The following is a 12,611-nucleotide window of genomic DNA, read 5'->3' on the forward strand; positions in this document are numbered from 1 at the left end:
GCTTTCAAGATAAGTAAAAAACAGGAGTGACCAAGATTTGTTACCATTGAATTCTATTTATTATGTTTACCAAATCCTCCTGGAAGCATTTGCGCATTCCATTTTCCATTTACCTTCTGCCTGTTTTCCTTTTTTCCACCGCAATTTCCCGGGATTTCACCGCATATCACTTGGTAATAGTATTTGTTTCCCTGCACCTTTTTCTCTATCCATCAAGCAACAGTTATAATTCTTATTTTGATAAAGACGAAGGAAGTATAGGGGGATTAAAAAATCCGCCGAAGGTCTCCAAAGATCTTTATGCACTCTCCATGCTGTTTTTTGGACTTGCACTATTGATGGGCTTGTTGGTTAATTGGCAATATATGTCCATGATGCTAATCTATGGCGTGGTTTCAATGGCCTATAGCCACCCATCTATAAGGCTTAAGAAATATCCTGTAGTAAGTTGGCTCACAGCAGGGTTTTTTCAGGGCTATTTCACCTTTATCATGTCCTATGCTGGGATAAATGCCTTGGGCTGGGAAGTCTTTTTTGATTACAGTGTCAATATACCCGGTCTTCTCACCACTTTATTGCTTTTGGGTTCCTACCCTCTAACTCAGGTGTACCAACATGAGGAAGACCGAAAGAGAGGGGACAAAACCCTAAGCCTGAAGCTAGGGGTGATGGGAACCTTCGGTTTTGCAGGAATTTGGTTTTTTTTGGCCGGAGCTGCATTTTGGGTTTACTTCTATAGCGTTGGCAATGAAGCTTTGGGGTGGGTTTTTCTAGGAAGCATGCTTCCAGTCGTATTATACTTTTTCCTTTGGTTCGTATTCGTGAAAAAAGATCCGGAAAAATACGTGTGCTTTGAATGGGCCATGGGCATGAACAATGTCTCTGCTTTCTTCCTCAATGCATTTTTCCTATATCACATTTGGGCCAATTACCCCATATACCTCTAATCTATTTGGCCTTAGTAATAAATTGCTGCAAAAAAACCAGGGTTTCGTTGGGCTTCTCAAACATCCCCATATGGCCACATTGCTTGATTTCCAGGTAATCGTCCACCCAATCCTGGTGTTGCCTGCTCGCGGTGATGGATACCGCAGTGTCAAACTCCCCAGCGATAAAACACTTTTTGCCGGTGAACTTTTTAAGCACATCTACCCTGTCGGGCCGGTCTCGCATAGCCTTGGAATAGGCGATGATGGTTTCTGAGGGGATATCTTTACCCCTCAGAATAAGTTTTGCAATAGTCCCTTTATGCCTTTCAAGGTGCGGGCCTGAAAAAAGCTGTGGAATAAAGTTTTCCACAAATGGCCCTGAACCGTAGTTTTCTACAAACTTCACGGCTTTTTCTCTTACCAGTTTTTTTTGCTTGTTATCGGGAAATGCGGTAGAATGAAACAACCCCACAGCTTTGATGTTTTCACTGGCCATGGCCAAAATAGCCAAAGCCACATAGCCTCCCAGTGAATGGCCTATGAGTATGGGGTCTTTAATATTCAAGTCAGCCAACCATTTCACCATTTGCTCCGCCACAAAATCAATTGTGAAAGGATCTCCTTTTGTCAACTTAGACTCCCCGAAGCCGGGTAAATCAGGGCAGAACACTTGACCCGAATAGGATAAAGCAGGTTGGAAATCCTCCCAAAGCTCTTTGGTTTCACAGAAACCATGGATAAGGATTACGGGTTGTCCAGTTCCAAGGGAACTGAATGCAATATCAGGCATATTTTTGTAGTAGGGTCAGCAGTTTTCTGTCTAACTTTTCCCCGTACCAATCTTCATAATCCACGTCGGCACGGCCAGAGTTAAGTAGACCAAATGTACCTGAAAATTCCCAAAGGCCAAAACCAATCCCATTTTGGTGCAAAACTCCCAATACATCTCCGAACCAGGCAAGGAACACATCATGCGGGGTCTTATTATAACAGCCGCATTCCCCACAATGAACACCTACACCTTTTTTTATTAAGGCTACCCAAGGGGCATAATGCTTTTCCACATCCTCTCTTCCATAATACCTTTCATTGTATTCCCCTGGCCACTCCACGGAGGGAAGGTCTTCCGGGTGTTGATACACCCAACTGGCCTTGTAATGGGAAATGTGAGACGGAAAGTAACCCCTGCAACTTTGTCCTAAATCCAGGTCCGCAATCTCCGGTACTGCGGTGCCGCCACCACCATTTCCATTGGAAATGACCAAACGCTTCTTGTCCACAGTACGGATGGCATCAAGCCCCACTTTTGCCACTTGTCTATACTCCTCCACGGGAACTGGTCCACCAGGTGAATGTTGGTTGTTGGGATCCTCCCTTTTAAAGGGTTCATTCACCAAGTCGAAACTCATTTTCTTGGGCGAAATGTTCTTGTAGCGCTTTGCCCACATTTTCCAATGCTCTGCAAATGCCTCCTGCGCTTCCTTATCTTCCCAGAGGTTAAAAGGCTCCTCAAAACCTGCATTGATACAGAAACCAGGTGCACGATGGAGATTAAGGCTCACGTGCAGGTTATACTTGTGGGCCATTTCCACTAAACTATCTATCTCTTGTAGGCGATTTTCGTCAAAGTTCAAGGTCTCATCTGGCTTGATGGCCCTGGATCTGTCAAACTTCAGGTAACTGGGGTATGAAATGGGAATCCTCACAAAATCAAACCCCCAATCTTCCATCCATTTAAAGTATTCTTCTTTGTTTTTTCGGCCTTTGTCCGCATCTGGGGAGAAAAAATCCAAGAGGTTGAACCCCCTCCATTTGGGAAGTTTGTTTTTGGGCTTCTCCAGCTGATGGGCATAACCTCCCTGTGTCATACCCAGACCCACACCTGCGGTGAGTAGAGCTGCATTTTTAAGAAAATCTCTTCTGGTTTTTGGGTGAAAATCCATAGCTTCGATAAAATAGGTTTAGGTAATTATTAAATTTCCTTTGTGGACTACCCTAAAACTAATAATATAGATTAACTATGAAAACACATTTATTATAAACGGATCAATCGTTTTGTACAAATCAGCTATATTTCCCCACACGTGCAGGCTCCATCATGTTCCTGATCGTGTTGGCAATTCCAGCAGGGTCAAACCCGCATTCCCTATGAAGCTGAAATTGCTCTCCATGCTCAATCACTTCGTCCGGGATACCAAGCCTTTTCACTTGGGCACTATACCCATTATCTACCATCCATTCGAGCACAGCACTACCAAAGCCTCCCATAAGGCATCCATCCTCCAAAGTGACTACTTTTTTAAATTTCCCAAAAATCTCATGCAGCATCTCTTCGTCCAGTGGTTTCACAAAGCGCATATCGTAGTGAGCAGGAAAAACCCCCTCTTTTAACAACTCTTTACTAGCCTGCTCCACATAATTCCCAATATGCCCTATACTTAACACGGCTATATCTTCCCCATCTTGTAGGATTCTACCTTTCCCTGTAGGAATTTCCTGAAATTCTTTCCTCCAATCATGCATCACACCCTGCCCTCGCGGATACCTTATGGAGTATGGGCCATCGTGCAATGTGGCGGAGTACATTAGGTTTCTCAGTTCCTCCTCATTCATGGGGGCACTTACCACCAAGTTGGGGATACAACGGAAAAAAGCTAAATCATAAGCACCGTGGTGCGTGGGGCCATCGGCACCTGCAAATCCAGCTCTATCCAAACAAAAAATGACAGGCAAATCCTGCAAACAAACGTCATGTATCACCTGGTCATAGGCGCGTTGCATAAAGGTACTATATATGTTACAAAAGGGCTTTAGCCCCTGAGTGGCTAGACCCGCAGAAAAGGTCACTGCATGTTGTTCGGCAATTCCTACATCAAATGAACGCTCGGGAAATGCTTTCATCATCAGGTTCATGGAAGAACCCGAAGGCATGGCCGGGGTAACCCCCACTATGGTTTTATCCCTTTCGGCTAATTCCACAAGGGTATGGCCAAAAACATCTTGGTATTTGGGTGCCTGCGGGGTAGTGGGTATTTTTTTTGCTATCTCCCCGGTAATCTTATCGAATTTTCCAGGGGCGTGCCATTTGGTCTGGTCTTTTTCCGCTGGGCCATATCCCTTGCCCTTCATGGTGACACAATGCAGAATCTTGGGGCCTGGAATATCCCTCAAGTCGGAAAGAATCTCCACCAGATGGTGGACATCATGACCATCCACTGGGCCAAAATACCTTAGATTAAGCGATTCAAAGAGGTTGCTTTGTTTAAGCAATGCAGACTTGATAGCACCTTCCACTTTGGATACCACATCCTGAGCGCTAAAACCAAACTTGCTAATCTTTCCCAGTAAATTCCATACTTCATCCTTCACCTTATTATAGGTATGGGAGGTAGTAATATCGGTTAGGTAGTCTTTCAATGCCCCAACATTGGGATCAATTGACATACAGTTGTCATTCAAAATAATGAGCAGGTTGCTGTCAGAAACACCAGCGTGGTTCATTGCTTCAAACGCCATACCCCCGGTGAGGGCTCCGTCACCAATGACAGCTACATGCTGACGATGGTTTTCCCTCTTGTATTTGGAAGCCATTGCCATGCCTAGTGCTGCGGATATGGAAGTACTGGAATGTCCTACTCCAAAAGAATCATAGGGGCTTTCTTTTCTTTTTGGAAAACCAGACAACCCTTTGTAGAGTCGGTTGGTATGGAATTTTTGCCTTCTACCTGTGAGTATTTTATGTCCATAAGCTTGATGACCTACGTCCCAGATTAGCTGATCATCGGGGGTATTTAGCACATAATGCAGAGCCACTGTGAGCTCTACCACTCCCAACCCAGCACCAAAATGTCCTCCATACACCGATACCGTATCAATAATAAACTGTCTAAGTTCATCACAGATCTGTATCAATTCATCCTTCTTGAATTGTCTCAAATCACCTGGTTCTTGGATTTGAGCCAGAAGCTTTCCGGGTTCTATCAGCATTTTTCGTTTACGTAGTTAAAAATATTAAACCTCGGCTTTAGGATATTGTTTTAATATTAACTATAAAAACCAGGCCAACCAAAGTTCCATCAGGAAATTATTGCGGTTCATATTAAAATACCCAGATATGTAATATCTTTGAATTTAATTTAGAAGGCAAAATTAATCAAAAAATTACATTTTCCAGTGAGTTTTGAAATCAAATTGCCCCTTTTCGAAGGTCCTTTTGACCTGATGCTCTTCTTTATCGAGAGGGACGAGTTGGATATTTATGATATTCCCATAGCCAAGATCACCAATGATTTCCTGGATTACCTTTTGCAACTGGAAAAAATGGAAATCGAGGTAGCCAGTGAATTCATCCTTTTTGCCGCCACTCTTATGAAGATCAAATCCAGGATGCTTTTGCCCAGGCCGGAGTTGAACGAGGAGGGGGAAGAGATAGATCCCCGGGAGGAACTGATACGGCACCTGTTGGAGTACAAGAAGTACAAATCCGTGATAGGGGAACTCTCCCAACTGGAGGAATCCCGGCTATCAAAATGGAAAAGAGGCAACGTGATGGACGAACTCAAAAACATCAGCAAATTGGACGATGTTGATGCGGAAATGCAAGACCTGGACCTGTACAAGCTGCTCAAAGTATTTCAGCGGGTAATGGGAAAATACGCAGCCCGCACAGATGAAACCAAACACACCGTAATCCAATACCCATATACCATTGAGCAGCAAAAAAGCCTGGTCTTGGAACAACTTATCGCAAAACCACGGATTCCATTTACCGACTTTATTGAAATGAAACCGGACAAAATATTTGTTATATATACCTTTCTGGCCATTTTGGAGTTATTACAACTGGCCCTAGTTACAATTAAGATCGGAGAAGGATTCAATAATTTCTGGGTGGAAAAATTGGAGGCTGTCACTGCTTAATTGTGCTTATGAAATTAGATAACAAGGAAATTTTTAAAACACTAAACCCGAATAAGGTATGGGTACCCGTTTCCATAGGTTTAGGGATTGTCTTTTTGATGTTTTACCTGGACCCAAATGTAAGCAGCAGGACACTTCGTGGGGTTTTTGATGCTACCTGGTATTATCTGCTATTGGCAGTCTTTTTTATTTTCATGAGGGATGCCGGATATGTGTTCCGAATAAGGGAGATCACCGACAAGGAACTTACCTGGGTGAGGGCCATCTATGTAATCATTTTATGGGAATTTGCTTCGGCAGTGACTCCTTCCATAGTCGGTGGTACAGCAGTAGCGGTATTTATCCTCCACAAGGAAGGAATACCCCTTGGCAAAGCCTTAGCCTATGTGATGCTCACCGCTATCATGGACAACTTGTTTTTCGTGATTGGCGCCCCTATTATCCTTTTCTTTGCCCAAGGCCATATCTTCCCGGAAAGCAGGGTGTTGGAATTGAGGTTAGGATCCTCCCTGGAATACCTGTTTTGGCTTAGCTACTTCCTGTATGCTTTGTACTCGTTTTTAATGGCCTCCGCCTTGTTTTACAGACCCCGGGTATTCAAATGGATCTTGCTCAAGATCTTTTCCATCCGATGGATACGCAAATGGAAATACCAGGCCAATACCTACGGGGATCAAATCATCGAAGCCTCTGCGGAACTGAAAGGGAAGAATGCCAAATATTGGATATTGATCGTTATTTCGACAATTTTTATTTGGTGTTCGCGCTATTTTATGTTGAACGCACTGATTTCTGCCTATGAAACCCAGTCCATGTTTAACCACATCATCATTTTCGCCAGGCAGATTATCATGTGGATAGTGATGATGATTTCCCCCACTCCCGGCAGCAGCGGCACCGCGGAATTCTTCTTCGCACAGTTCTTCAACCAGTTTCTTACCGGGTACACCTTTGTAACCAGCATTCTATGGAGGGTGTTTTCTTACTACCCCTATTTGATACTGGGAGCCATCTTCCTTCCCAAATGGATCCGGCAGGTGTTTTTCAAAAAGAAAAAGAAGAATATAGAAGGAAAAGGCAAGGGTTAACAGGCAGAATCATAGCCAAAACCCGGCAAAAAGAGGTATCCTGGGCGGTGAAAGCGCATAAAAATACAGCCACATGGTTGCTTCTTTCAAAAAAGCTGCCTACTTTTGTATCTCCATTCGGGCAAGCCGGATGAAAAGTTGAAAAAAGTTCTGCATTTAGCAATTCAATTGTGCGTTAAAGCCTTGAGATAGGCTCTTCGGAATGCAGCTTAAAAATATATCGCGGGATGGAGCAGTTGGTAGCTCGTCGGGCTCATAACCCGAAGGTCACAGGTTCGAGTCCTGTTCCCGCTACTATAAAGGACACTAGAAACAGTGTCCTTTTTTTGTTTCAGCATATGCTGATGCCCCGTGGGGTCGTATGCGTACAGCGAAACCAGGTTATGAGTCCTGATTCACCTATTTCTTGCAAATTGTATGTTTTTGGTTATTCTTATACTTGCAGTATTCGATCATGGTTCAATTTATGTGCTGAATCCATTTTAATTTAACCTCATTTCAAATAGACACTTTTTTGATCTTACCATTGGGTCTGATCTCATATCCAAATGGTTTTCTTTCCTCTACCGCAATCTGCGTGATTTTAGGCCAGGTTTTGGCTAACAATTCCACCATTTCCCAAATACCCAAACCAGAGGTATATTTTCATCCGTGAACCTAACCTTGGGGATATAACATTTTATAAATTTCAGCATTTATTAGGCTGTCTTTGTCTACAGACTTTAAAAAACCAATCTTTGATAAATACTTACGATTAAACTCTTGATCAAAAACCAAAAAGAAAAATGAAATTGATTTTTCGTGAAATGTCATAGAAGCCTCAATGATAACATTATATTTATCTAAATCATTTTTTTCTATAAATTCCAAAATAACCTTCAATAATTGATTAAATTTTTCTAAGGATCTATAATCTAATTTCAAGAAAATAAATTCCCTTTTAATTTCTTCAATTAGCGGACTCCTGACATTCAATTTTTCATCACCACCTTCGTAGCCCTCAGGCATTACCCTGCTAACCAACAAATCATGAATTTTTTCAAAACCTGATAAACTACTTGTTCCACCGTTACTGTTGATCAAATAAATTAATTCTTCAACACCTGTCCTAAAAGTCTCTAATAGCTTAAAAAAATATTGATTATTAAGCGTACTAATATTTAATTGATTTAACCTTGCCATTTCTTTTTTTTGCCCCTTTAGTTCCTTTCGATTTAGCTTCAATTCTTTTCTGTTATCCCTAAGTTCCTGCTGCTGGAATAGCATCTGCAGACGCTGCCCAAGAAATGCAATATAGACCAAAAAGACCCCCGCTAATCCAAACAATGCACCTGCTACACCACCAATATAGGTTCCGGTTTCATTCAAAGTCAAATAATCTGATGCGACAAAAAAATTTATCCCTATCAAAAACAGAATTGACAAGCAAGCCACCCCAATAGCAACCCAAGCTAACCTTTTATATAAAGTAATTGAATTCTCCAGTTTAATTCTCTCAGGTTCCAGGTCTTTTTTGTCAAGGGCTTTCATAAAAGTTTTTCTTTAAAAATAGCAAATAAAAATTAATTCAGACTCCATGCGACTTAAGGCATAGGGGTGCAAAAAGCTTCCAAAAGAACAGGTTCCCTGCTTTCTATCGTTTTCCTGCCATATTAAATAAGGAGGCTAACTTTTGATGGCTATCCACCATTCCGAATAGCACCCAGCTTGAAAGCCATGATTTATTCAATCATTATTAATTAGCCACAAATTCCGGTTTTTAAAATCCCCTCACCGCAAACTTTTCAGGGTTCATCGCAGACTTTTTCGGGTTCATCTTCTTCTCCAAAAACAGCCGTATTACCTACTTATGTTTGTAAGGTAAATCATTCATCATCCGTCTGTCAACAGGCAGACACAAATCGTAAAATCATGAAAAATTTAATAAAAATTTCCGCAATAGCCACCTTATTTCTAATATCAATGGCTAGCATGGCAAATGTACCGAACAACAGCCTGATAATTGAGGAGGAAGGAAAGAGTGTTTACTTTCACTTGGCACCATATTCAAAAGCCTCTTCTATTAAAATTACGGACAAAGCTGCAAATACACTCTTTTCCACTACTGTTTCCGATCAAAATTATTCAAGAAAGTTTAACCTGGATCAGCTGGAAACAGGCACCTATTACTTTGTGGTAGACAATCCTCAATCAAGCGTGGTCTATACCCTGAGCATAAAGGATAACAAGGTAACAATCCTTCATAAAGAGGAAAAAACTACTCCTCCTGTTTTTAGAGTGGTTGGAGATAAAGTCATATTTTCCCTAACCCAGAATGACTTAAAAAAAGTAGAAATAAATATTACCAACAGCAAGAATGCCAAGGTATACAAAGAGTCAGTAAGCGTAGACGGAAGCTTCGATAAAGTTTTCAATTTTGAAAACGCTTCACGGGATCTGTACACCATCACCATAAAAGATGGAAATACGACCCACTATCAGGATATTAAAATAGGTTAATCCCTTTTTGCCAAATTTGAAGCCGGTTCCGATCGGCTTCTTTTTTTTACAATCCGCCATCCCCACTGAACATGCTATGTAGCATCTACCTCCAAAAAAAAGCCTGGCCAAAAGGTTTTTCGTACAATTCCTTATCTTGTCTGAAAATATATACCAAACTTAATGGGAGCACTTATTACCTTGTTTAAAAAACACCAATCCATCTTACTACATGTCCTGGCTTGGTCTGTTTTTTTCCTCCTGCCCATAATTTATCACCAAGGATACCAGGAAGGCAGGCCCCGTTCCGTGCACGGTGAGGCCTTTCTTATATTAAATACCCTTACCAATGTTTTTTGGGTCCTGCTGTTTTACCTCAACACCAAATCACTCATCCCAAAATTCCTTTACAAAAGAAAATTCATTTTTTTCCTGCTGACCCAGCTTCTGTTATTTCTTGTCATCCTTTTTTTTCACATGCTTTTGTTCAGGGTAATTGTGACAGATAAACCTTTTGTTTTTTCCCGTTCCGCTTTCTACAATAGTTTCCCTTTTGTTTTTGTCGTGTTGGCTGGCATTGCCTTTAGGGCTGTATCCGACAAGATTAGGTCAGACCTGCTTGCAGGGGAAAGACAAAAAGAAAACCTCAAGACCGAACTTGCCTTTCTCCGCTCCCAGATCAGCCCCCACTTTTTATTAAATGTACTTAACAATATGGTGGCCTTGGTCCGGTTGAAAAGCGAGGACTTGGAACCTACCATACTCAAACTATCCTCCTTGATGCAGTACATGCTATTCGAGACAGGGGAAGAAAAAGTACCCTTGAAAACGGAACTGGATTATTTGCGGGGCTATATCGATCTTCAAAAACAACGGATTGGAAACCGGTTAAACTTGGTTGTAGAATTGCAACCCACAGAGGACTGGCACTCTATTGAGCCCATGCTCCTTATCCCTTTTGTGGAAAATGCCTTGAAACATGGGACAGGACTGATCTCCAATCCCACCATATCTATTTCCCTACAAACTAAAAATGGCCAGCTCAATTATACCGTGAAGAATAAATACCTAGTGGCAGAGGAAACCAAAGACAACATTTCAGGAATAGGATTGGCCAATGTAAAAAGAAGGCTGGAACTCCTTTACGGCAACAAACACATCCTCCGCATTGAGAAAGCAGATGGCTGGTTTACTGTCAACCTACAATTAACGTTTAAGCCATGATAAAGTGTCTTGCCATAGATGATGAGCCTCTAGCCCTAGCATTGCTAAAGGACAATATCAGCAAAGTGCCCTTTCTGAACTTAGTAGCGGCCTGCAACGATGCCTTTGAGGCAATGGAGGCATTGCGCAATCATCAGGTTGATCTCCTCATTACCGATATTCAAATGCCCGGACTAACAGGGTTTGAATTGGTGTCAAGTCTTCAAAAAAAACCGATGGTCATTTTTCTTACGGCATATAAACAATATGCAGTGGACAGTTTTGACCTTGATGTGGTAGACTACCTGGTAAAACCCGTAGCTCTGGATCGCTTTATCAAAGCATGCAACCGGGCAAAAGAACTTCATGAACTGAAGGCCTCCATACCTTCCTCTTCAATCCATCAGGAACCCGACCATTTTTTTGCCAACGTGGATTACAGCCAACTCAAAATCCGGTTTGACGACATCATTTGGGTGAAAAGTGACGGGGATTACATCAAGTTTTATCTTAAGAGTGCCCCTCAGCCTCTTATGGTTCGTATGACTTTTAAGGAATTTGAATCCATAATGCCGCCAAACAAATTTATCCGAATCCATAAGTCCTATGCCGTTGCCCTGTCCGAGATCACCGCAATCCGTAAAAACAGCCTGTTTTTGGGAGAAACGGAATTCTCCATTGGGGAGACCTACAGGGAAAGTGTGGAGAGGTTGGTTCGCAAAAGAAATTAATGTTGGTTGAATAACTTTAGATAGCCATCGGGATGACTATTGAAAAACTAATATAAAAAGATGAAGATATTTGTTTACTTCCTTATGCTATTCCCCTTAATGGCCAATGCCCAGACGGTTTGTACCCTGGAAAGCAGGGAGCGGTTGGAGCAGGTACTTGCGGAACTCTCCCAGGGTGATTTGGACAAATTGACCCTTAATCAGCTAAATGTAAAAATAGGCAACTGGTTTCTGGGCACCCCTTATGTGGAGAAAACACTGGAGTTACCGGGAGAAGAGCGACTCGTCGTCAACCTTACAGGATTGGATTGCACCACGTATTTGGAGACGGTAGTCACGCTTTCAAGACTTGTCATAAAGGGTAATTTAGACGGGGAAGCTTATGAAAAAGAATTGGAGTTTTTGCGGTACAGGGGAGGGGCGAATATGGATTACCCTTCCAGATTACATTATTTTTCGGACTGGATTTACGAAAACCAAGAAAAAGGCATATTGAGAGATATTACAGCTGAAATAGGAGGTCAGGTGTATGAAAACAAGCCGACATTTATGTCTACCCATCCAAAATTCTATCCCCAATTAAGCCGAGGCCAATTTGTGGATCAAATTAAAGCTGCAGAAAAAGCCATTGCTTCCCGTACCTACCATTATATCCCCAAAGATCAAATCCAGAAACTGGAGCATCTCATCCAGCCGGGGGATCTCATTGGCATTACGGCGTCCATGAACAACCTGGACATGGTCCATGTGGGTTTTGCGGTAAAAAAAGGGGGTAGGATTCATTTAATGCATGCCAGTACTGGATCCATGGAGGTAGAAGTTTCCCAAAAACCCTTGAGCGATTATTTGAAGGGATTTAAGTCCCAGTCAGGCATTATGGTTAGCAGACTGGTAAGGGAATAGCGGTCTAAAATACTCCATCTACTTAACAGAATGGAATGGTTTTGTTAAACTTGTTTTTTTGTTTTGCTTTAGTTTACGTATTATGCCTAAGTTTTAACTTAATCCACAAAACATAAAACTATGGCAACTACAAAAATCACAGTAAATTCCAACGGATCCTTAAAAGTAGAGGGGGATTTCGAGATCGTGGATGCGCAGGGAAATGCATATGGACTTCAGGGCAGGACTTTGGTAAGCCTTTGCCGCTGTGGGTTTTCCAAAAATAAGCCCTTTTGTGACGGGGCGCACCGGGGTCATTTGGAGCATGATGCCGTGGCTTTTGATCTTCCTCCAAAGAAAGTTTGATCCACAATGATATG

At 42.0% G+C, this 12,611-nt stretch carries 12 protein-coding genes and 1 tRNA gene; 9 read left to right on the forward strand and 4 right to left on the reverse strand.

The features are described from left to right. Positions 1-62 precede the first annotated feature (62 nt). The gene (locus DB520_RS01655) at positions 63-947 is read left to right on the forward strand and encodes a UbiA family prenyltransferase (protein WP_114747922.1); all 885 of its coding nucleotides are present in this window, start codon (positions 63-65) and stop codon (positions 945-947) included. A gap of 1 nt (position 948) precedes the next feature. Here DB520_RS01655 and DB520_RS01660 read toward each other — a convergent pair whose 3' ends face one another. The 3 genes from DB520_RS01660 to dxs all read right to left on the reverse strand — a co-directional run bounded on the left by DB520_RS01660 (position 949) and on the right by dxs (position 4,916). Then, positions 949-1,719, reverse strand: coding sequence for an alpha/beta fold hydrolase (locus DB520_RS01660; RefSeq protein ID WP_114747923.1), 771 nt, complete (start codon positions 1,717-1,719; stop codon positions 949-951). After that, entirely contained in the window at positions 1,712-2,872 is a 1,161-nt protein-coding gene (locus DB520_RS01665) for a cellulase family glycosylhydrolase (protein WP_114747924.1), read from the reverse strand. The genes DB520_RS01660 and DB520_RS01665 overlap by 8 nt, the downstream gene beginning before the upstream one ends. A 121-nt stretch (positions 2,873-2,993) precedes the next feature. Continuing rightward, a complete protein-coding gene (gene dxs / locus DB520_RS01670; RefSeq protein ID WP_114747925.1) occupies positions 2,994-4,916 on the reverse strand; it encodes a 1-deoxy-D-xylulose-5-phosphate synthase in 1,923 nt (640 codons plus the stop codon). A 186-nt stretch (positions 4,917-5,102) separates the two neighbouring features. Here dxs and DB520_RS01675 point away from each other — a divergent pair, with 186 nt between their 5' ends. The 3 genes from DB520_RS01675 to DB520_RS01690 all read left to right on the forward strand — a co-directional run bounded on the left by DB520_RS01675 (position 5,103) and on the right by DB520_RS01690 (position 7,231). After that, complete coding sequence (locus DB520_RS01675; RefSeq protein ID WP_114747926.1) at positions 5,103-5,849, forward strand: segregation and condensation protein A; 747 nt, start codon at positions 5,103-5,105, stop codon at positions 5,847-5,849. Positions 5,850-5,857: 8 nt separating this feature from the next. After that, complete coding sequence (locus DB520_RS01680; RefSeq protein ID WP_114747927.1) at positions 5,858-6,937, forward strand: lysylphosphatidylglycerol synthase transmembrane domain-containing protein; 1,080 nt, start codon at positions 5,858-5,860, stop codon at positions 6,935-6,937. Between the two features lie 221 nt (positions 6,938-7,158). Beyond that, positions 7,159-7,231: transfer RNA gene (locus tag DB520_RS01690), tRNA-Met, on the forward strand. A gap of 363 nt (positions 7,232-7,594) precedes the next feature. Here DB520_RS01690 and DB520_RS01695 read toward each other — a convergent pair. Further along, positions 7,595-8,467 carry a hypothetical protein gene (locus DB520_RS01695; protein ID WP_114747929.1) on the reverse strand — a complete coding sequence of 291 codons (873 nt, stop codon included), beginning with the start codon at positions 8,465-8,467 and terminating at the stop codon, positions 7,595-7,597. Positions 8,468-8,848: 381 nt separating this feature from the next. On the opposite strand from DB520_RS01695, the gene DB520_RS01700 reads away from it, so the two are divergent. The 5 genes from DB520_RS01700 to DB520_RS01720 all read left to right on the forward strand — a co-directional run bounded on the left by DB520_RS01700 (position 8,849) and on the right by DB520_RS01720 (position 12,597). Next, a complete protein-coding gene (locus tag DB520_RS01700; RefSeq protein WP_157971897.1) occupies positions 8,849-9,436 on the forward strand; it encodes a hypothetical protein in 588 nt (195 codons plus the stop codon). A gap of 162 nt (positions 9,437-9,598) precedes the next feature. Further along, complete coding sequence (locus DB520_RS01705; protein ID WP_114747931.1) at positions 9,599-10,639, forward strand: sensor histidine kinase; 1,041 nt, start codon at positions 9,599-9,601, stop codon at positions 10,637-10,639. After that, complete coding sequence (locus tag DB520_RS01710) at positions 10,636-11,349, forward strand: LytR/AlgR family response regulator transcription factor (RefSeq protein WP_114747932.1); 714 nt, start codon at positions 10,636-10,638, stop codon at positions 11,347-11,349. Before DB520_RS01705 ends, DB520_RS01710 begins: the two co-directional genes overlap by 4 nt. Positions 11,350-11,409: 60 nt before the next feature. Beyond that, the gene (locus tag DB520_RS01715; protein WP_114747933.1) at positions 11,410-12,252 is read left to right on the forward strand and encodes an N-acetylmuramoyl-L-alanine amidase-like domain-containing protein; all 843 of its coding nucleotides are present in this window, start codon (positions 11,410-11,412) and stop codon (positions 12,250-12,252) included. Between the two features lie 120 nt (positions 12,253-12,372). Further along, the gene (locus tag DB520_RS01720; protein WP_114747934.1) at positions 12,373-12,597 is read left to right on the forward strand and encodes a CDGSH iron-sulfur domain-containing protein; all 225 of its coding nucleotides are present in this window, start codon (positions 12,373-12,375) and stop codon (positions 12,595-12,597) included. The last annotated feature ends 14 nt before the right edge of the window (positions 12,598-12,611 follow it).

It is taken from the genome of Pleomorphovibrio marinus (assembly GCF_003347495.1).
Classification (GTDB): domain Bacteria; phylum Bacteroidota; class Bacteroidia; order Cytophagales; family Cyclobacteriaceae; genus Pleomorphovibrio; species Pleomorphovibrio marinus.

What these genes read in the sequence shown, in the direction of transcription:
- DB520_RS01720 (WP_114747934.1), top strand. Translation starts at nt 12,373, where the DNA reads ATGGCAACTACAAAAATCACAGTAAATTCCAACGGATCCTTAAAAGTA.
- DB520_RS01710 (WP_114747932.1), top strand. Translation starts at nt 10,636, where the DNA reads ATGATAAAGTGTCTTGCCATAGATGATGAGCCTCTAGCCCTAGCATTG.
- DB520_RS01665 (WP_114747924.1), bottom strand. Translation starts at nt 2,872, where the DNA reads ATGGATTTTCACCCAAAAACCAGAAGAGATTTTCTTAAAAATGCAGCT.
- DB520_RS01660 (WP_114747923.1), bottom strand. Translation starts at nt 1,719, where the DNA reads ATGCCTGATATTGCATTCAGTTCCCTTGGAACTGGACAACCCGTAATC.
- DB520_RS01705 (WP_114747931.1), top strand. Translation starts at nt 9,599, where the DNA reads ATGGGAGCACTTATTACCTTGTTTAAAAAACACCAATCCATCTTACTA.
- DB520_RS01695 (WP_114747929.1), bottom strand. Translation starts at nt 8,467, where the DNA reads ATGAAAGCCCTTGACAAAAAAGACCTGGAACCTGAGAGAATTAAACTG.
- dxs (WP_114747925.1), bottom strand. Translation starts at nt 4,916, where the DNA reads ATGCTGATAGAACCCGGAAAGCTTCTGGCTCAAATCCAAGAACCAGGT.
- DB520_RS01715 (WP_114747933.1), top strand. Translation starts at nt 11,410, where the DNA reads ATGAAGATATTTGTTTACTTCCTTATGCTATTCCCCTTAATGGCCAAT.
- DB520_RS01655 (WP_114747922.1), top strand. Translation starts at nt 63, where the DNA reads ATGTTTACCAAATCCTCCTGGAAGCATTTGCGCATTCCATTTTCCATT.
- DB520_RS01680 (WP_114747927.1), top strand. Translation starts at nt 5,858, where the DNA reads ATGAAATTAGATAACAAGGAAATTTTTAAAACACTAAACCCGAATAAG.
- DB520_RS01700 (WP_157971897.1), top strand. Translation starts at nt 8,849, where the DNA reads ATGAAAAATTTAATAAAAATTTCCGCAATAGCCACCTTATTTCTAATA.